The 20,055-nt window shown below is 61.2% G+C and carries 17 protein-coding genes; 16 read left to right on the top strand and 1 reads right to left on the bottom strand.

The window, feature by feature from the left end:
* The first annotated feature begins 105 nt into the window (after positions 1–105).
* From VHX65_01980 to VHX65_01905, 16 genes are all read left to right on the top strand, one after another.
* Complete coding sequence (locus tag VHX65_01980; protein ID HEX3997295.1) at positions 106–354, top strand: hypothetical protein; 249 nt, start codon at positions 106–108, stop codon at positions 352–354.
* Positions 355–364: 10 nt separating this feature from the next.
* Positions 365–958 carry a prepilin-type N-terminal cleavage/methylation domain-containing protein gene (locus tag VHX65_01975; GenBank protein HEX3997294.1) on the top strand — a complete coding sequence of 198 codons (594 nt, stop codon included), beginning with the start codon at positions 365–367 and terminating at the stop codon, positions 956–958.
* Positions 959–972: 14 nt separating this feature from the next.
* Positions 973–2,043 (top strand): pilus assembly protein PilM, encoded by a 1,071-nt coding sequence (gene pilM / locus VHX65_01970; GenBank protein ID HEX3997293.1) that lies wholly within the window; start codon positions 973–975, stop codon positions 2,041–2,043.
* Between the two features lie 207 nt (positions 2,044–2,250).
* A complete protein-coding gene (locus tag VHX65_01965; GenBank protein ID HEX3997292.1) occupies positions 2,251–3,087 on the top strand; it encodes a hypothetical protein in 837 nt (278 codons plus the stop codon).
* 19 nt (positions 3,088–3,106) lie between these two features.
* Positions 3,107–3,658, top strand: coding sequence for a type 4a pilus biogenesis protein PilO (pilO, locus tag VHX65_01960; protein ID HEX3997291.1), 552 nt, complete (start codon positions 3,107–3,109; stop codon positions 3,656–3,658).
* Positions 3,659–3,739: 81 nt separating this feature from the next.
* Positions 3,740–4,504 carry a hypothetical protein gene (locus VHX65_01955; GenBank protein HEX3997290.1) on the top strand — a complete coding sequence of 255 codons (765 nt, stop codon included), beginning with the start codon at positions 3,740–3,742 and terminating at the stop codon, positions 4,502–4,504.
* A gap of 138 nt (positions 4,505–4,642) precedes the next feature.
* Positions 4,643–7,291: a hypothetical protein gene (locus tag VHX65_01950; protein HEX3997289.1), complete on the top strand. Its 2,649-nt coding sequence runs from the start codon at positions 4,643–4,645 to the stop codon at positions 7,289–7,291.
* 189 nt (positions 7,292–7,480) lie between these two features.
* Positions 7,481–8,740 (top strand): tetratricopeptide repeat protein, encoded by a 1,260-nt coding sequence (locus tag VHX65_01945; GenBank protein HEX3997288.1) that lies wholly within the window; start codon positions 7,481–7,483, stop codon positions 8,738–8,740.
* A 158-nt stretch (positions 8,741–8,898) separates the two neighbouring features.
* Positions 8,899–10,398, top strand: a complete 1,500-nt coding sequence (locus tag VHX65_01940; protein ID HEX3997287.1) for an ATP-binding protein — start codon at positions 8,899–8,901, stop codon at positions 10,396–10,398.
* A 99-nt stretch (positions 10,399–10,497) separates the two neighbouring features.
* Positions 10,498–10,944, top strand: a complete 447-nt coding sequence (locus VHX65_01935; GenBank protein ID HEX3997286.1) for a response regulator — start codon at positions 10,498–10,500, stop codon at positions 10,942–10,944.
* The gene (locus VHX65_01930) at positions 10,941–11,267 is read left to right on the top strand and encodes an STAS domain-containing protein (protein ID HEX3997285.1); all 327 of its coding nucleotides are present in this window, start codon (positions 10,941–10,943) and stop codon (positions 11,265–11,267) included. The genes VHX65_01935 and VHX65_01930 overlap by 4 nt, the downstream gene beginning before the upstream one ends.
* A gap of 77 nt (positions 11,268–11,344) precedes the next feature.
* Positions 11,345–13,081, top strand: a complete 1,737-nt coding sequence (locus tag VHX65_01925; GenBank protein HEX3997284.1) for an ATPase, T2SS/T4P/T4SS family — start codon at positions 11,345–11,347, stop codon at positions 13,079–13,081.
* 168 nt (positions 13,082–13,249) lie between these two features.
* Positions 13,250–14,440, top strand: a complete 1,191-nt coding sequence (locus tag VHX65_01920) for a type II secretion system F family protein (GenBank protein HEX3997283.1) — start codon at positions 13,250–13,252, stop codon at positions 14,438–14,440.
* A 462-nt stretch (positions 14,441–14,902) separates the two neighbouring features.
* A complete protein-coding gene (locus tag VHX65_01915; GenBank protein ID HEX3997282.1) occupies positions 14,903–15,067 on the top strand; it encodes a hypothetical protein in 165 nt (54 codons plus the stop codon).
* A gap of 117 nt (positions 15,068–15,184) precedes the next feature.
* Positions 15,185–16,066, top strand: coding sequence for a PEP-CTERM sorting domain-containing protein (locus tag VHX65_01910; protein ID HEX3997281.1), 882 nt, complete (start codon positions 15,185–15,187; stop codon positions 16,064–16,066).
* Between the two features lie 283 nt (positions 16,067–16,349).
* The gene (locus tag VHX65_01905; GenBank protein HEX3997280.1) at positions 16,350–17,894 is read left to right on the top strand and encodes an Lpg1974 family pore-forming outer membrane protein; all 1,545 of its coding nucleotides are present in this window, start codon (positions 16,350–16,352) and stop codon (positions 17,892–17,894) included.
* A 362-nt stretch (positions 17,895–18,256) separates the two neighbouring features.
* On the opposite strand, the gene VHX65_01900 is transcribed toward VHX65_01905, so the two are convergent.
* A complete protein-coding gene (locus VHX65_01900; protein HEX3997279.1) occupies positions 18,257–19,978 on the bottom strand; it encodes a LysM peptidoglycan-binding domain-containing protein in 1,722 nt (573 codons plus the stop codon).
* Positions 19,979–20,055 lie beyond the last annotated feature (77 nt).

Raw genomic sequence — 20,055 nt, 5'->3', positions numbered from 1 at the left:
GGCATCAGAGACGCGCAATCGCCTTAGACTTCGTTCTCCCTCCCTCACCCTCACCCTTACCCTCACCCTGCATTGCCCCCTATCCCTAACCCTAGCCTCCTACCCATGAACCGAACCAAACTCTCTTTTTTTGCTCTCTTGCTGGTCAATCTGGTCGTTTTGGGCGTGCTAGGCTTGTATCAGCCGAAAACCGGGCTGACGCAAGAAGCTGCGCCGCCGTTTGCCAATGCGGTCGAGCAGCGCAACGAAATCATCGCACAGCTCAAAGAGATCAACGCCCAATTGCACGAGCAGAATGAACTGTTGCATTCCGGCAACATGAAGGTGCTCGTGTCGTTGGACAAAAAAGAATAATCGCCCAACCATGACCGGCCGACCACGACATCGCAGTGGATTCTCGCTGCTCGAACTTCTAATCGTGGTCACGCTGCTGAGCATTATCGCGGCAGTTGCACTGCCAAGCGCCGCACCGTCGATCACGGTGCAACTCTCCTCGGCGGCCGAGGTGGTCGCCGGCGATTTGGCCTACGGTCGCAGCCTGGCGGTGCTCAACAACGATACCTACCAATTTCTCTTCGATCTTGTCGACAACCAATACACTCTCGAATACAGCGGCAGCAACCCGGCGCTAACGACACTGCCGCCGAATCCGTTTCACGCGTCACAAGATTCCGCGAGCCAATTCGTCGTGCGATTGGGACAATTGCCGCACGTCGGCGTGCCGGTGTCGCTCTACGACGTGCAGGAATTGAATCCTTCGCCGGTCGAAGCCGCGAGCGTGCAATTCGGACCGCTAGGCTCGACGACGCAAACGCCATCGACGGTTATCTGGCTCGTTGCCGGAACTGGTTCGACCGCGCGCTATCTGTCGGTGACGATCAATCCCGCCACGGGATTGACCACGATCGGCTCGATCCAAGCATCGGCGCCGACGGTCGGCACGACCAGCGGTTCTTAAAACGGTCCACAACCATGATTGCCAAACTAAAACGCAAACGATTCGGCCCGATCGGCGTCGACCTAGGCAGCCGCAGCATCAAGCTGATTCAGTTCAGCGCGGATCAAACCCGGGTGGTCGATGCGGTGCGCTGGGAACTTCCGGTCGAAGAGGCGCCGGCCGGTGACGGTGCGGCCCATCCGTGGCATACTTTCGGCGCCGCGCTGCGCAGGGCGCGGGAAGGGCGAAATTTCCGCGGCCGCGACGTGGTGATTTGCTTGGGCGCGCCGGAGTTGTTCGTGCAAAACGTGCGCATTGCAAAAGTGCCGGGCGGGGAAACGGAGCGGTTGGTGCAGCAGGAGGCGGCCGGCCGGCTGCCGTTTCCCATCAACGAGGCGGAAATCCGTTTTCTCGAAGCCGCCGACGTGCGGCAGGGCGAAACGACTCGCCGAGAAGTTATCCTGCTCGCCTGCCATAAACCGATGGTCCAGCAACTGCTCGGCGTCGTGGTGGAAGCCGGCTTGTCGCCGGTGGCGATCGACGTCGAGCCGACGGCTCTGCTGCGCTGCTATGCCAAGCAATTTCGCCGCGACGAAGATCATCAGCAGCGGGCCCTGTTTGCGCATATCGGAGCCTCCGGCACGATTGTCGTAATTGCCAAGGGCTCCGACGCGCTGTTTATCAAGTACATCGATGCGGGCGGCCGGCAAATGGATGAATCGGTCGCCCGGCATTTGGACATGACGCTGTCCGAAGCATCGGCCTTGCGGCGACACAACGGCGATCGCCGCGTCGATCAGCAAGATCCAGAAATCACACGCAGCGTTGCCGAAGCCGTGCGGCCGGTGGTCGATCGATTGGCGAACGAGCTATCGCTCTGTGCGCGATACCACAGCGTGACGTTTCGCGGTCAGCCGTTGGCCCGCGCCGTTTTCAGCGGCGGCGAAGCGACGCAAGCGCTCGTGGACCTGATCGCCCCGCGATTCGACCTGAAATGCGAACTGGGCGATCCGCTTCGAACTTACGAATTCACCCACCAAGCCGGCCGCAAAAGTATGTGGGACGTAGCCACCGGCCTAGCGCTACGTAGCCTTGAAACTTCCTGAGCGATGCAATGTCGAATGACGAAGCACGAAGACGAATGACTGACGAATCCCAAATGACGAAGCACGACGGACCCAATTGGCGTCCATCCACTGCACGCGCATCGATATTTCGTCATTTGGGCATTCGTCATTGTTTAGACATTCGGCATTAGACATTCGTCATTCTAACTTCGTAGCCCCTGACCCTAGCCCCTGACCCTAGCCGCCATGTCCGACATCGACTTCCTTCCGGCGTCGTACCGCCAGATGACGGTGCATCGCAAGGCGAATGTTTGGCGCCTGCTGGCCGGCGGGATTTTCGTCGCGCTGATCGGGTTTAGCGGCATTTATCAACACATGCTCCGGCGGCAGGCCGTCGCGGAGTTGGCTCGCACCGGCCTGCAATATGATCGTGCCCAGGCCCTCGTGGCACGGCAGGCGGAGCTGAAGCGGCAGTTGCAATTGGCCACCCATGAAGCCGATCTTTTGACCTATCTACGTCATCCTTGGCCGACGACGCAAGTGCTTGCGGCGGCCCTTGAGCCGCTGCCGGATTGCATCACGCTTCAGGAAATTCGGCTATTTCAAGGCGAGCGGCCGCCGGCGATCGCCGCTGCGAAGCCGCAGACCGACGCGGAGAAGAAAGCAAGTGAATCCCGGCAGGCCGCGCAGCGCGATCTTGAAACGCTTCGCCACGACAACGAAGGCCGCCCGCGACTATTGGTTCTCTCGGGCGTCACGACGAATTCGGCCGCCTTGCAACAATACGTGCTCGCTTTGGGGCAAAGCGATTTGTTCCTGAAAACCGAACTCAGCAAGCTCGAAGCCGACAGCGCCGACCAAACCGGCTCGATGCATTTTACGGCGCGGCTGGTCGTGCGCCCGGGCTACGGTGAAGCCGGCGGTCCGCCGATTCCGCGTGACGCGAAATCGGCGAAAGATGTCGCGCTGCCAACACCGGCACCGGCAGGTCAAGCACCGTCTGAAACAGCGGGCGACCGTCCGGCCAACAAAGCGGCGAACACGTCGAAAGCGGCCGTAACTGCATTCCGCAGCGCTCGCTGATCCATAGAAAGCTCGCACCATGGCGGATTCGCCCCTCAAACGTGGAAGTTGGTTAGTCACCCTGGCCCTTGCCGGCGGCGGCTTGCTGTATCTGTTTTGCGCGTTCATGCCAAACGCGCGGTCAATCCATACGCTTCGCGAAGAAATCTCTTCGCGGCAACGATTCGGCGCCGAAACGCCCGTCCTCACGGCAGGCGTTCTTATGTTGAAAAAGCAACTGGACCGCACCAAGGCCTACGTTGCCGAGAATCGCCGGCGATTGCCTTCGGCCGCCGAATTGCCCGAACTCGGAAGCAGGATTACTCGAGAAGCCGACTTGGCCCGTACCCGCACATTACGATTCGAGCCGCAATCGCCCAAGGATCTGGCCGGGCTGCGGATGGTTCCGGTGGCGTTCGACGCGCAGGGCAGCTATGGCGAAATCGGGAAAATGCTAGCAGGTCTGGAATCACTGCCCGAGAGAATTTGGGTGGAAGAAGTGAAAATCGAGGCGTCGCGCGAATCTGCCAAGGATGAGCAGTGTGTCCTCAAATTAACCGTCTTTGCGTTAAATTCCGAGAATTCCGATTAGGTAAGCGGCGAGTATTACCGATATTACACGGGCTCGAGGCCAGAGCGTCTGGTTTTTCGCGCTCCGGGATAGGTGGTTCCGGTGAATAGTCCACTAGTTCGCAGAATGCGGCGCGAAGCAGCGGCCAACCCTGCAAAGGCCGGCGCGCTGGCGATTGTCTTGGTGGTGGCAATATGGTTTTGGGTTCCACTGGTGGTGCATTGGTGTTCGCCCCCTGCGGCGCCGTCGGGCAAGGCCGCGGCGGCCGGGGCCCCGCCGAATGCAACGCCCGACAACGGTGCGAAGGAACTCGCTGCCAGCAGCGCGACGCTCGCGACAGCTTCGAGTGCAAATTGGCAAGATTTGGATCAAACGATCGAGCAAGACCGGCGGATGCGGCCCAATGTGCAGCTCAGCGGCTGGCGCGACCCGTTCGGCCCATCGGCGGCCGCCCTCGCGGCAGAAAAAACCATGCAACAGCACGAGCAACAGCAAAAGCAACACCAAGTGAAAAAGCGGGCTCCGCCTCCCGACTTGCTCCCGGCGGATGCGGGACTTGTGCTGAACAGCACACTCGTCGGCAGCGGCCCGCGGATGGCACTGATCGGCGGAGAGCCGTATTGGGAGGGCGACATGGTGCCGGCGCCAAGCAGCAGCGACGGTTTTCGCGTGGCCGAAATTTATCCGCGGCAAGTTGTGCTCCAGCGGCACGGTAAGCAATACAATTTGGAAATCAAAGTAAGCCAGCGAGCCGGACAGGACGAACCCGTGGCCAGCAACGCTGCAATTCCGCATGCCGAAAATACCATACACGTGCACACACGCGGCGCCGCGTCGCGCGGCAAAGCCGCCGCGGTAGGCAACTGAATTCTCCCAACAAGTTCACCAAAATTAATGCACCGTAGGAATCGTCCGTGCCAAGGCGATCTCGCTTGAGCCAACGGATAGCGGCCGCGCGACCGTAGCGGTCGAACATTGTTGCGGAACATCGTCACGGAAGGCGTTATGGGCAGTTTGCCGCGAATCACGCTAGTAATTCTTTTCGCCGCGATCGGCGCTGGCGCGGCAATTTGCGTCGCGCTTGTCGCCCTGCCGGCAAAGCCGAAATCGGCAGTCATGTCTGCCGACCCCGTCGCAACGGCCCCGCTCGAGATTCGCTATCCCACGGAAGATTTATCCGAGCCGGCCTCACCGCCAAACTGGTTTGTCATGCCACCGCGTAGTTCGGATTTGCACGTGCTGCTGGCAAAACGCAATGCGACTGCCGTGAAGGATCCGGTGCAGGTTCCCGTGCCGACTGCGATGTTGGCTCCGAGTTCCGGCACTCTCGCAACCGGCGCTGCAGCCACTCCTACGGCGCCGCTTTTCGCGCCTCGCACTCCGCCGGCCAACGTTCGGCAGGTTTCCGCGACGATGGCGGTTGCGCCGGATGCCGATTCGCCGCAACCGCGGAATAAGTTCGTCAACATGCTTCGGCCGGCCGTTGCGGAGAATGCCATTTTCGCGGTTGCAACGACAACTGTTCGAACCGCAACGGCATCGAGTGCGCATCAACCATTCGCAACTGCGATCGTTAGCATGCCCGACTTACCCGCTCCTGCCTTGCTACCGCCGCCGATTGCTCCCCAGCCGCTTTCGTCGGTGATGAAATCGCCAGATAGTTCGATCGTCGCCTTGCAGGTGGGTGATGCGCCGGATTCGGTAACTGATTCCACGGCCCCGACTGCGCCGGCGCCGATGCCGGTCGTGCCCACGCCTGCTCAATCGCCGCCACAATCGCCGGCCCCGAATAGTTCGGCAGCGAAGCAACAAGTCCACGAAGGCATGGATGAACTGCGCAAGATGCTGGAAAGCACGGCGCACGAGCCGAGCGCCGAGCCAGTCGCCAAGCCATCGCCCACTGCAAGCGCGACGGCCGAAAGGCCGTCCAAGACCCGCGCAAAGATCACGCGCGTCGGCGAAGGAGACGAGCATTTTGCGCTCGATATCCAAGATGCCGACATTCGCGATGTGCTCGAAATGATCAGCCGGCAGGGTCAAATCAATATTTTGCCGAGCAACAGCGTGAAGGGGAAAGTCACCGCATCGCTGCACGATGTCGACTTGGATTCCGCGCTCGCCGCGATCCTGAAATCGACCGGCTATGTAACCCGACGGCACGGCAAATTCATCTATGTCGGCACGTCGCACGATTTCGAAAGCCTCGAACAATCGCTTGATAAAATCGGCACCCGCATTTATCGCACGAATTACGTTCGCGCGGCCGATCTGCAAGCGCTGATCACCCCGCTGCTCACCCAGGGGGTCGGAGCAATCAGCGTCACCACTCCTTCGGAGACCGGGATCGCGGCCGATTCGACCAAAGCCGGCGGCAACAGCTTTGCCGGCGGCGATGCCGTTTTAGTCCGCGATTATGAAGCAGTGCTCGCGCAGATCGATCAGGTGGTCGCGGAGATCGACAAGCGGCCTCTGCAGGTGGCGATCGAGGCGATGATCCTTAGCGTCGCGCTCGACGATAGCGATCAATTCGGTGTGAATTTCCAATTGCTCCGCCAAAACAGCCATATCGCGCTGGCAAGCGGCAGCCCACCGACAAGCACGTCCGACGTGAATTTCAGCAGCGGCGGACTGACCTTCGGATTCCTCGACACCACGCTCGGCGCGTTTTTGAGCGCCGTGGAAACGGTCGGCGACACCCACGTCATCGCCACGCCGCGCGTCGTCTGTCTCGACAAGCAGCGGGCCGAGATTCTCATCGGTTCGCAATTGGGCTACATCAGTTCGACGGTCACTGAAACAAGCACCGCGCAGAACGTCAATTTCCTGGAAGTCGGCACCCAGTTGCGCATTCGGCCGTTCATTTCGTCCGACGGTTTGGTGCGGATGGAAGTGCATCCGGAACTTTCCACCGGCCAAGTGATCACGCAAGGCGGCTTCACGCTCCCCAATAAAGACCTCACGCAGGTCACCACAAACGTCATGGTTCGCGACGGCGCAACGGTCGTCATTGGCGGCTTGATCCGCGAAGATCTGACGACGAACACCACGCAAATCCCGCTGTTGGGCAATCTACCCGGCGTCGGTTTCTTGTTTCGCCAGAAGCAGGAGACGACGCAGCGCAACGAGATCCTGGTGCTGATCACGCCGCACATCGTCTACGATTGCGAAGCCGGCGCCGAGGGTGCTCGCGGCGCTACCGAGTTCCATCGCCGCGAGGCCGTTTATGCCGACCAGATGAGCCCGATCGGCAAGCGCCATTTAGGCCGCAAATATTATCGGCTCGCACAAGAGGCCTTTGCCGGCGGCGACCAACCACGGGCCCTGCGATTCATCGATCTTTCGATCCATTTTGATCCGCTCAATCGGGCGGCCATCGATCTGCGAACCGACATCGTCACCGGCAATCATTTCGGAGCACACACCGAAGTGAAATTCCCCACCGTCACGGCCCCGGCGGCGACGATGGTCGCCCAACCCGAGGGACAAAACCTCCCCGGCTGGATGCTCAACGAACTCGATCATCCACCGCCCGAGGGCACGGCAGCCGCGCCGCCCGACGGCGCCGTGCCGCCTCCGCCGGCGCCGATGCATCCGCTCGATCCCGGCCAGCCCGGCAGCAGCACCACGATCCAACGACCCTATCAATTCGAATAACCGTAGGTCAGGCTTTCCAGCCTGACTGCGCCCGCGAGCCGCCGTGAACTCCACCACAGGTTTCGCCGCAATCAACCGCCAGTCGGTATCGGCATGAGCAAGCTCATCGCAAATTCAAGTCGCTGCCGCGCACGCCGGATGCGATGCGTCACGGTCGTTTGCCTAGTCGCGCTCGCGGGCTGCACCACCGTGCACGAAACAAAGCCGGCAAGTCTTGCCTACGATCGGCCGGCGGCCGGCTCCACGCTGGACTCCGGCGACCCGGCGGCGCCGGCCGATAAATCGGTGATCGAGGCCGCCGATGGCCCGATCGAACCTGCCGGCGGTACGGCTTCAGACCTTTCACCGAATAAGCCGGCCGCCAAAGCAGCGAATCAAAAGAGCCCGACGGCCGGCGTTAGCGACACGCGAGAACAACGATTGCGCGAGGTTGCCGCCGATTTCGATCGACGGCGCGATGAAGCCCAGTATCAGGCGGCGCTCAATCGCTGGCGCGAGGATGATGCGGCCGGTTGCCGGGAAGCGCTCCAGCAGTTGCTCAACCGGTCTCCGAATCACTGCCCGGCAAGATTGCTGCTCGCCGACGTGGAGCTTTCGGCGGGAAGCGCGAAGACGGCGATGGAGCAGGCCCGGCAAGTGTTGGTGCTCGAGCCCGAGAATGCCGAGGCCCATCATGTGATGGGTTTGGCGCTCGACGCTCTCGGCGAAACGGGGCCGGCGATCGCGCAATACGAGCAAGCAACACGCCTGGATAGCAAAAACGACCAATACGCGGCCTGCTACCATGCGGCGCTCGATGCCTCGATTCCGCCGGGGGCCGATGCAAATCGGCAACCCGACGCGATCCCATCGGATGCAATGCCGGCTGATCCAGCTCCGGCCGAAATGGCCCCGCCATTGCCGGCTTCCGCCGGAACCGGGTCGCCGGGCAATGCCCCGCCGAGTTCGCTCTCCTTGGCGACCATCCGGCCTGAAGATTTCGAATCTACCGATCGAACCGCTTCGCGCTTCGCGGCCAATCGAACCGGCAATGCCAATCCTGCCGACGAAACCGACGCGGCGGATCGTGTCGTGCAAGCTTCGGCTACCGCGCCGCAGGCATCCGATTCTGACGATTCTCCGGAAGTGAAGCGGGCGGTTTCGCATGCGACGGAAGCGCTGCGCGAAAACCATCCGCAAAATGCAATCGAGGTTGCCAAAGCCACGCTCGCAGGGCACCCAAAAGCCGCTTCTCTCTATCGGGTGCTTGGGGCGGCCGAATATCGGGCCGGCGATTTTCCAGCGGCACAAGTAGCGATCGCACAAGCACTTTCGTTGGACAAGTCCGATGCCTTGGCCTATTTTTTGATGGGCTCAACGCTGGCTCGGCTCGGACAGGCCGAGGCCGCCAAAAGGCAATTTGCCGAGGCGGCCCGACTCGATCCACGATTCGCCGAAATCCGCGACTGATTCGGCGTTTTTGTCCCCCTGCGAAGCCGAACCCGCATTGCGCGTTCGGCATCCGAACCGCAAATGGGGACAGCATCTCGCAGCCATCTTGGGCCGCGGCATTCTGCGGACGGCTACGTGCTGCTGCTCCCCCGTCGTCTTCGAAGCAGCGTCGGACTATGAAAGACAGCAAAGCCCATACTCTGTTGATCGCCGCCGCGACGTGCGCGCTCGTATGGCTTGCCGATTGGAGCGCGGGGCTATTCGTGAGTCTCGACGCCGCGCGGGGGCCGCATTATCTGGCCCTGGGTTTTCTGTTTCTGCTCGCCGCCGGCGCGATCATGCTCTGGACGCGGCTCCTCGCGGCGCGGCAGCAGCAGGCCCAGCGCTTTTTCGAAATGCTATTGCGCGCCGACGCCGAGCAACTGAACCGCATGGCCAGCGGAAAAGATCCACTTCCCGTCCTGCCCGGCAATCCTTGGTTCGCAACGGCTCACGATTTCTGCGAGCGGTTCGCGCAAAACTGCTCGAAGCTGGAGCACGCCGAGGAATCCCGGGCGGCGCTGGAAGTTCGCTTGCGGCGCGGCGCAGGCCGCCAGGAGCAGATCGAATCCATCCTGGCAGGCCTGGCCGAACCGGTTTTGGCGGTCAACGGCTTCGACGAACTGGTCCTGGTGAACCCAGTAGCTCGATCGTTGTTCGAAATCGATGAAAAGGCTGACATCGGTCAACCGGTCGGGCAAGTGCTGCACTGCGCAAAACTGGTCGAATTACTCGTCGAAACAAGGCGTCGCAAAGCTGCCAATCGGCGCAGCGAAATCGAATTGATCGACGACGCCGGAAATTCCAAATGGTTTACCGCCGCCTGCTCGAGCTTCGCGCCCTGCGAAGGCGATTCCCCGGGCAAAGCTCCGAACGGCAACGGCAAAGCCGCGGGAGCCTTCGCCGTATTGCGCGATGCAAGCGAATTGAAAGCCGGACAGATGCGCTATGCCGAATTCGTCTCCGCGGTGAGCCACGAGATGAAATCTCCACTGGCGGGTATCAAGGCATACGTCGAACTGCTTGCCGACGGCGAGGCCGACGATGCGAAAACACGCGAAGAATTCTTGAACGTCATCGGCGCCCAAGCCGATCGGCTGCAACGCTTGATCGACAACCTGCTGAATATCGCCCGCATCGAGGCCGGCATGATGAGCGTTTCCAAGAATGCGATTTCGCTGAACGAATTGCTGTCGGCCACGCTCGACATCGTTCGCCCATCTGCGGCCGCGAAGCGAATCGAGCTCTGCGCTGAATTCACGCCGATGTATTTGGGCGTGCTCGCGGATCGCGATTTGATGATGCAGGTGGCGATCAATTTGCTCTCGAACGCCATCAAGTACACGCCCGAAGGCGGACGCGTGACGCTTCGCAGCCGCGCGGCCGACGACGAGGCGCAATTCGACGTCGACGACACCGGCGTCGGCCTCGACGAAGAGGACAAACTGAAGGTGTTCGAGCGGTTCTACCGTGTGCATAAGGACCGGCACATGGCAAGCGGAACCGGACTCGGTTTGCCGCTGGCAAAGCACATTGTCGAAGACGTGCACGGCGGCCGGCTCACCGTCGAGAGTTCGCCCGGCAAGGGAAGCGTGTTTACCGTGTCGCTGCCTACGGCGGCACAGTTGGTTTCATGAACGAAGGGTTTGGAAAGAAGCGGATCGAACGTAATTGCCGTCAGGCGGGAAAGCCTGACCCGCGGCGGCTGACGAAGGCTGTAAACCGGGTAATCCACGATGCCTCACTCGATTTTGCTTTGCGACGACGATATCGCAATCCTGCGGGCGGCCGAGTTCAAATTGAGCCGGGCCGGCTACGACGTGCGCTGCGCCCACGACGGCTTGGAAGGCTGGCAAGAGCTCGAGCGCCGCTGTCCCAATCTGCTTATTACCGACTTTCAGATGCCGCGCTTGGACGGTTTTGGATTGTGCCGCAAGGTGCGCGGCAATCCGCCGACCGCGCATCTGCCGATTCTGATGCTCACCGCCAAGGGATTCGAACTGCTTTTGGCTCAGGCCGTTGCCGATTGTGGCGTGATCGCGGTGATCGCCAAACCCTTTAGCCCGCGCGAACTGCTGCAAACCGTGCAGCGGGTGTTGGGAGATGAAGGGACGTATGGCGCGCTGCCGGCGATCGCCGCGATGCCCGTCGAGAAACTCCAACCGATCAGGCCGCCGCGATGAACCTTCCCACGGAAATCTTCGGCAACGTCGCGGTCGTTCATACACCGGAAGAATTGGGCAGCGAACAGATCGGGCCATTCCACGCGTTTCTCGCCGGCTTGTCGCAAGTGGCGGTTGTGCTCGATCTCGACGGCAGCGAACTGCTCGATAGCGCGGGCCTGACCGCCCTGGTCGATCTGCAAGAGCGACTGCGGATCGCCCAAGGCGATTTGAAAATCGCCACGGCAAACCCGATCAACCGAAAGATCCTGGAACTAACTCGCCTCGACCAACAACTCGAAGTGTTCGAAAGCGTCGTCGACGCCGTAAAGAGCTTCCGCTGAAAAGACGGAAGGCTGCACGCTACCGGCTACAGGACGAAGCAGAAGCCACTGCCCCCTCACTCTCACCCTTGCCCGCCATGTCCGTCGCCAACGAAGTGCCTCAACGACTGGGCAATCTGCTGCTCGACAAGGGCTATCTGTCGCTCGATGCGCTCGAGCAGGCGCTTAGCAAGCAGCTCCAATCCGGCGGAGAAAATAAGCTGCTCGGCGAAATTCTCGTCGAATTGAATATCTGCAGCGAAGACCAGATCGTCGAATGCCTGGCGGCCGAATACGGCGTCCCTTATGCCAAGCTGGAAGCGCGACTGTTCGATCCGAAAGTGGTCGATCTGCTGGCCCGCGACTATATCGAAGCCAACCTGACGTTGCCGCTGTTCTTGGTTCGCGACACGCTGACCGTCGCGGTCGCCGAACCGTCGAATCTATTCCTGATCGAAGAACTGCGAAAGCTCACGAAGCGGCAAATCCAGATCGTCGCCGCGACGCCACGCGACATCCGCCGGATGCTCACGTCCCTGCCGAACTCGAAAGTGTTCGTCATCGACGACATCATCGAAGATTCCGACGCCGCAAACGTCACGCTGATCGAAGAAGCGATCGAGGACATCGGCGATGTTGCCGAAATCGCCGGGCAATCGCCGGTTATCCGGCTCGTAAATTTCATCGTCTACACCGCCGTCAAGGAAGGGGCCAGCGACATCCACATCGAGCCGGCCGAACGCTGTCTCCGCGTGCGCAACCGGATCGACGGGCGATTGCACAAATCACTCGAGGTGCCGGCCCATCTGGCCGGAGCGGTCACCAGCCGTATCAAAATCATGGCGGCCATGGATATCAGCGAACGGCGATTGCCACAGGACGGCCGCGTGCATGTGATGCTCGAAGGGCGCAAGATCGATTTGCGCGTCAGCACCTGTCCGAGCAACCGCGGCGAGAAGACCGTGATCCGGGTGCTCGATACGCGGAGCGTGTCGCTGAATCTCGAAGATCTCGGCTTTGCCGAAGACCTTCTCACCGGATTTCAGCAAACGATTCGAGCGCCCAACGGAATCATTCTCGTCACCGGCCCGACCGGAAGCGGCAAATCGACGACGCTCTATGCCGCCCTGAATGCGATCAGCTCGATGGACAACAACGTCTGCACCGTCGAAGATCCGATTGAATTCCACCTGCCGCTCATCAATCAGTTTCAGGTGCAAGAAAAGGTGGGCCTGACGTTTTCAAAAGTGCTCCGCACCCTGCTGCGGCAGGACCCCGACATCATCATGGTCGGCGAGGTGCGCGACGAAGAAACCGCCCGGACGGCCATCCAGGCCGCACTCACGGGCCACTTGGTCTTCAGCACGCTGCATACCAACGACGCTTGCTCGGCCGTCACTCGGCTGGTGAACATGGGTGTCGAGCCGTATTTGATTTCGGCGGCACTGAACGCCGTGTTGGCGCAGCGGCTGGTACGTCGCACTTGCGCCAAATGCCGGCAACCCTACGATCCGCCCCGGACCGTGCGAAAAACACTCGAGCGCATGGGCTACGACATTCCAGAATTCTTTCGCGGGGTCGGTTGCCGCAATTGTCGCAACACCGGCTTTAGCGGCCGCGTCGGCGTGCACGAATTGCTGGTTTTGAGCGATGAAATTCGCGATGCGGTCACCTCGCGAGCCCCGTTGCAATCGATTCGCGAATTGGCCGTCAAACAAGGCATGATCACGCTCCGGCACGATGGATTTCGCAAGGTGCGGGCCGGGCTGTCCACGGTCGAGGAGATTTTCCAGGTCGCCGGAGATTATCGAGAAACACGCCAGGAAACACCGTAATACGTAGCAGGCACACTCCGTGTGCCGTCGGCGCGATGCGGAGCGCTCCGCAACGAGTGGGGCAGACGGCACACGGAGTGTGCCTGCTACGTTGCTCGCGGCCCTGCCGCGGCGACGCGAGCGTGCACATTTCGCGGATTCTAAGCCAGCAACGCATCGGAAATCGTCATGGACTTTCAATATCGGGTACGCGATCCGCTGGGCAATTTCGTCCAAGGGAAGCTCGAAGCCGTCAGCGTTGAAGACGCCGCACAACAACTGCGCCGCGACGGCTTCGCGGTCGTCGAGCTCGAAGAAGATTCGAGCAGCGGCTTGCTTTCTCGTCGAATCAGCAAACGCGACATCATTTACATCACCAACCAATTGGCGGTGATGGTCGACACCGGGATCACGCTGTCCACCGCTCTGGAAGGAATCTTGAAGCAGGAAAAGAACCCTGCGCTGCGCCGCGTATTGCTCGATCTGAAATCGTCCGTCGAAGGCGGCGACGATTTTTCCAGCGCTCTGGTGCGTTATCCGAAGCTGTTCGACAAGACTTATGTCGCCTTGGTCCGGGCCAGCGAAGCCACGGGCACGCTCGGTCCGATGCTCGAGCGCATCGCCAATTATTTGCGCAAGGAATTGGAAACCCGCGGCAAGGTGCGATCGGCGCTGGCCTATCCAATGGTGATGCTCTTCGTGGCGATCGTCGTCACGTTTTTCTTGCTGATCTACGTGCTGCCGCAATTCACGCCGTTGTTCAATCGCCAGGGAATCAAGCTGCCGGTTTCGACCGTGATCATGATGCACCTGTCGGACATGCTGATTCACCACTGGCCATGGTTCCTCGTTGGTGCGATTGCGACGATCGTCGGGCTGGTGTTCGCCAAGCGCACTCCGCATGGGACGCAGGCGTGGCATTGGCTCAAAATCAATTTTCCGATCATCGGGCCGATGGTTCGCAAAGTGGCGATTAGCCGAAGCGTGCGAACGCTGGGGTCGATGGTGGCTGCCGGCGTGCCCGTGCTCGATGCCCTACGGCTTTGTGCGGATGTGTCGAACAATTTTTATTACGAGCGGATGTGGATGCACGTGATCGAGCAGGTGACGTCGGGCAAGCAGATTTGCGAGGGCCTGGCCGACAATCCGCTTTTTCCGCCGATGTTGGTGCAGATGATTTCCACCGGCGAGGCGACCGGCAAGTTGGATCGTGTGCTGGAGAAGGTGAGCATCTACTACGATCAGGAAGTCGACGCGTCGATCAAAACCACGACAAGCCTGATCGAGCCGATCATGATTTCTGTGATGGGCGTCGTGGTCGGGGGGATCGCGATGTCGCTCATGTTGCCGATTTTCTCGCTGAGCCGGCACGCCGGATGATTCGCAAGTCGTTGTGGCATAGTCGGTTCGGCGGACGTGGATTGCTTGACCGAAGCGGTCCGGCGCCGAAAGTTCGCCGCTCAAAAAATCTTCGGCGGCGGTGTTTGCAAAATGCTTGACGCGGACTAGTTTCGTGGATAGTATGGGCGGAGATGAATTCGGCTCAGGCGAGCACCGAAGGTGCGTTTCGCAGAAGGGGCCGAAGATGTGTGGAACGAAGCAGGTAAGTCTCATGAACGTCCAAGTCCGCGCCACGGGTTAGTCGGCGCGACTCACGAGGGTTTCTATCCTGTGACTTGGAGTAGCCGGAAATTGGTTGGTTGCAACTAAGGTTGCCGGTTCGTGATTCGCGTTGCTTTCCCCCGCGGTGAAAAAACCGCACACGGCTTTGACCCGGCAAATTTGTCGGGCTGCTTGGTTCGTCGCACGTTTGCGCGAGCCAGAGGCGCCCCTTCGCCTGTCATGCCATCGAGCGTTGCTCTGCTCTTGATGCCCGATCTGGTCCTACTCGGCCGACCGGCGCTCGGAAGCAGCTTTGCGACGCCCCCGACGATCCGTCGCCCGCGTTTGACTGGGGCGATTCGGCACGTCGAACCGGTGCGATTCGCGGCATTTCTTCCCGAATAGCTTTCTCGATTGCTGCCTTTATTGGCCGCCAATCGTGAATGGCTTCTACGTCAACCCATCCCTGGACGGACAAGGTTCTCGCCGGACGCCCACTTCATCGAATCAAAGACTCACACAATGACTTACACAATGACGCCCCACCGTATCACGCCTCTCCCGCCCGCTCGCCGCTCGGCGAAGCGCAAGCTCGGCTGGAAAATATGTCTGTTGGCAATCGTCGCGGCCGCATTCGCATCAGCCACGCCCGCCGTTCGCGCCGATACGATGAGCTATTCGATTGACGTTTCGTCGAGCCTGGCGTTGACGGAATCGCCGACCAACCCGAGCGTTCAATTGCAGGTTTCCGATCAGTCGGCCTTGGTGGATCGCGTCGCCGACAACAATCCGGTCGTCGAACTGACGAACACGTCGACCACCGCCGACATCAGCAGTGTGCAATTGACGCTGAACGATCCCGAGAGCGTGATCGAGGCGGTCAAGGTGTTGAGCTCCGATGGTACGGCAACCGGCGCCTTTGCCAACAACGTTTACGGCGGCCCGGCCACCTCGCTCGATATCGCGCTAGCCACCCCGCTGGCGCCGGGGCAATCAATCCTTTGGGAAATGGAATTGGCCCCCGTCAACGGCTACGGGTCCGCCGGCTGGACGCCCGGTTATCAAAACATTTTGTTTCCGGGCAGCAATCCCGTGCCGGGCACGAATGCGTCGTTCGACGTAACCTATACCGATCCCACGACCGGCACGCCGACCAGCTCATCGTATGTGTTGCCGGATCTGTCGAGCTTCGATCCGGCCGTCACCGTGCAGCCGACGACGGTTTGCTCGTCCACCGGAACCGCCACGGGCCTGTTCACGCTCAGCGTGCCTTCGACAACTCCGACGCCGACGCCCGAACCTGGCACGATCGTTTTGATGGGCATCGGTCTCGTTCCGCTAGCAGTGCGGGTTTGGCGAAAGCGCCGGCAGCCGGCGGGCGTCGTCGCGGAAGCGATTGCCTGATCGCCCCGTGAGCCCGCCGCGCTAGCAAGGGACAGATAGTGTGGCCGACGCGAATTCCCTCGCCCCCAACTTTTCCGCCTGAAGGCCACTCTGCGGCCTACAGGCTTTCTTCCGTTTCCGGCAACTCTGCCGGAAAGCCAAGATCTTCCTTCTTTGCCAAAAAAGCGGCAAGTATCGGTCGTAGCGGTGCCGATAGGTGGATAAGCCGGGCTAAATGTTCGTGCCGGCAAAGCGTTATCGGCTGTCGGCGGGGCGCCGCGGCGTTGTTCGAGGAGGAGATTCAATGAGCCGATCGATTCGTATTTCGTTGTTCGCCGCAGTGGCCGCCGGAACAGTGCTTTCAGCCGGATTTGGCCAAGCCGCGAGTCCATATGGCACTCCTGCGGGCTATGCAGGCGGAGCCCCGAGCAACACTGGCGGATCGCAACTGACACTCGTATCTGCCACCGAAGAACAACCGCAGATGGCCGACCCTTCAACCGTTCGCTTGACCGACCCGCAGGGGACGGCTCCGACGGTTCAGCATCCGGCGGCACAAGCGTCGCCGAAGCCGACCGCGGCTAAACCGGCCTCGCCCCGGGCTTCCATGCAGACCGCCAAGCCGGCATCAAAGACGCCGCGCCCGGCTCCATCCGTCGTCCAACAACGAACGGCTCCGCGACCGGCGACTCCGGCCCCGCGCTATGCCGAAAGATTGCCGCCGAGGCAGCCCGCGCCGACCTATGCTCCGGGGCGACCGGGCGTGCAACTCACGGCACAAGTGGTCGTCGATCCGACCGTTCCGGGTCGCCAGGAAATGGTGATGCGGCCGGGGTCGCCCTCATCGCCGACTCCTCCGTCGTCGCCGGAGGTCGACGCGGCGATTGCCGATGGTCCGATCAGCACGACCCCCGAATGCGGGCCGACTTGCGGCTCGTGCTGCAATTCGTCCTGCGGGTTCTGCGTGGGGATGGAATATCTCTTCCTCCGCCCGCACTTCAACGATGACGAAGCGTTCCAACAGTTGACCGCGACAACGACCGCGACGACGGCGACGCAGACCGACCAGCTCGTCAATTTCAACGAGCCCTACAATAGCGACTATCATCTCTTCCTTGGCTACCATACCGCTTGCGGCGATGAATTCCGCTTCGGTTTTTGGCATATCGGCGACAGCGCCAATCAGTCGGGCACCGTGACGGGCGATTTTCTCGGCGGCGCCGGCACCGCCTTCCAAGCCCCCGGCGGAACCGAACTCACCATCGCGGGCGAAACAATCACTGCCACCAGCCATCTGACGATGAACATCTACGATTTCCAAGATCGCAAGCGGCTCGATCTTCCCAGCTTCGGTTGCAACTGCTGTCCCGAATGGGAAGTGCACTGGTCGTATGGCTTGCGAATCATCGACTTCCGCCATACGGTCGACATTTTCGACCCGATCGAAAGCTTCACCAACGAAGCCGATTTCATCGGAGCAGGCCCGATTCTTGGCATCGAAGTTCGCCGCCAAATTGGCCATTCGAAAGTGTCGGCCTATGTGTCCGCCACGGGCGCTATGCTGCTCGGCGAGCAGCGCGGACGAAGCACCACCACGACTCCCGGCCTGCAAACCGCCATCCTGACAACCGAAGCCACGGCGGATCGCAAGATTCCCGATGTCAACGTGTCGATCGGCTTGGAATGGCAGCCATGCTGCCATGCCACGTTCACGGCCGGCTGGATGTTCGAAGACTTCGGCGACCTTGGCGCGCCGACGTGCCTGAACTGCAATGCACCGACCGGCACTCTCAGCAGCGGCGACCTGTCGTTCGACGGATTGTTCGTCCGTGCCGAGTACAGCTTCTAATGGTCGGTCGTGGTTTTGCTGATGAGTGAAAGCACGACGGTTGGCTACCGGCGGCTAACGCATTGCCGCTCACGCTTGCCAGCCATGTTTGAGCGGCAAGGTGCCGTGTGCCATAGACGCCGTGTGCCACTGGCCAGCGAAGTCGGCCAGTGGGAGCGCCGCTGGACTCGGCGATACTCTCTTGCACGTTGCCGTTTGGCGAGTGTATCGGGTCAGACGCCTCCGAGCCGCAGCGCCAACTCGCCGGCCGACACTGGCCGACTGCGCTGGCCAGTGCCACACCAATCCGCCAGTGCCACACCAACACCAATCCGCCAGTGCCACACGAAGATATGCCCGTGTCGAAATACTTCAACAGGCTGCTAGCGTTGCAGCGTTGCGCTTGGCTCGCGGGCGATCGACGCCGCGGCGCCATCGGCGGGGATTACTAGTTGAGTGCCCGCCTTCAAATAGCCGAAATCGTTGCCCAGTCGATCGTGGTTGAGTTGATAGATTTCGCCCCAACGCGACGCTCGGCCTAATTCTCGCCGGGCGATTTCATACAGTGTGTCGCCGTCGGCAACGGAATACAGCCGGGTGCCCGGAGGCCCGCTCGCCACGGCCGCGGCGGGCACTATTTCTGCATCGCGACCCGACTTCGGACACAGCGCCGGATACATCTGCTCGAGCATCGCCACTTCGGGCACGTCGAGCACGTCGCCAACCTGCAATCGATCGGATTGCGAATGCTGCCGGCGATTGTGCTCATAAACGGCTTTGAAATACCCGCCGGTGCCATACACCTTTTCGGAAACGGTCCAGTAGTTGTCGTTGGGCTGAACGATATACTGGCCCGACCTGCCAGCGCCAGCCTCGGCGGCTGCCGGTACGGCCGGAGGAACAGCAGCCGGCTGGGCCGCGCTCGGAACCTGAGGCGGCATCGTCGGTTGACCGTTGGCAGGCAGCTGCACTCCTCCCGGGGAATCGGAGTATTGCGACGGCACATTGATCGCCGTCGAAGTTATCGGCGGAGGAACCGAATCGGCGGCCGAGGATCCCGGGGGGGCCGCTTGCGACGGCGACCGTTGCGCAGCCGGCGGCGCTCCGGAAGCTTGCAAACCGGAGCCATTGGATCCGAACGAACTGCGGGGAACGTCCGACAATCCGACATTCGCCGAAGCGCCGGCATCGGGCGCAGCGTTTCCAGAATGCGAGCCGCGCAACGGATTGGGCTCGGTCGCATCGGCGGAAGCCGCGGCTAGTCGCGCCGTTGGCCGATTCGCCGTCGGATCGTCCGGTCGCGCGGAAGATGGGCCGGCCGAGGGTGATTTTTGTTGAAACGGATCCGTCGATCGGTTGCCGGTCGGAAATCCGGCCGAAGGTGGTCGATCCAGCGGCGAGGCGGCGCCGCGCAGCGGAGAATCGCTGGATGCCGTATCGGTCGGCGCAGCGGATTTGTGTTGGAACGGCTCCGCAGAAGCGGCCCCGCTGCTAAAAGCCGAAGGGGCGGTCGCCGCTGCCGCTGGTGCGCTGTTTGTTCCCGCGGTAAACAGGGAATGACTGCCGTTGGCAACCGTGGTGTCTTGTGGTCTACCCGATGCGCCGCCGGCGGCATCGGCCGGCTTGCGATGGCTGAACTGCGAGAAACGATCTTCCGGCGCTGCCGGAACCGCGGTGCCTGCCGTCGTGCCGGCATCTGCCGAGGCCGCAGCGCCGTTGTTGTTCGCGATTGGCGCCGCGTCGTTCGGCAGCGTCGTGCTGCCTGTCGCAGGCGCGCTGTTCGCCGCGGGCAAAAACGAACCTCGCGGCTCGCTGGTGGCGTCGGCGGAATCGCTCGCCGGGAACTGATGCGGCGTGCCGAATAGCGATTTTGAGGAACTTGCGCCGTCGATCGCGGGATCGGCGGGGCGGCCGGTGTCGGTGGCAGAAACCACCGTCGGCTTATCGGCCTGAGCTGCGGAGGCGGCCATCTGAGTTGCCGTTGCGGCGGGGGCACGTACATCCTCGGGCCGCGTTAATCGCCTGACAAGAATGTAGCCAAACGCCGCCACCAGCACTCCAATCACCGCCAAACCAATTTTGATTTCCTTGCCGATTTTTTGCATGACAAGCCTCCTCCTTAAGGCCCGCATTACCACGCGGAAGTTTTTTTATTCGGTGCCGTTCAATAATGATTCGCAAA

The organism is Pirellulales bacterium (assembly GCA_036267355.1).
Lineage (GTDB): Bacteria > Planctomycetota > Planctomycetia > Pirellulales > DATAWG01 > DATAWG01.
Note: the sequence above shows the minus strand (reverse complement) of the source record. Positions and strands in the feature narration are given on the sequence as shown.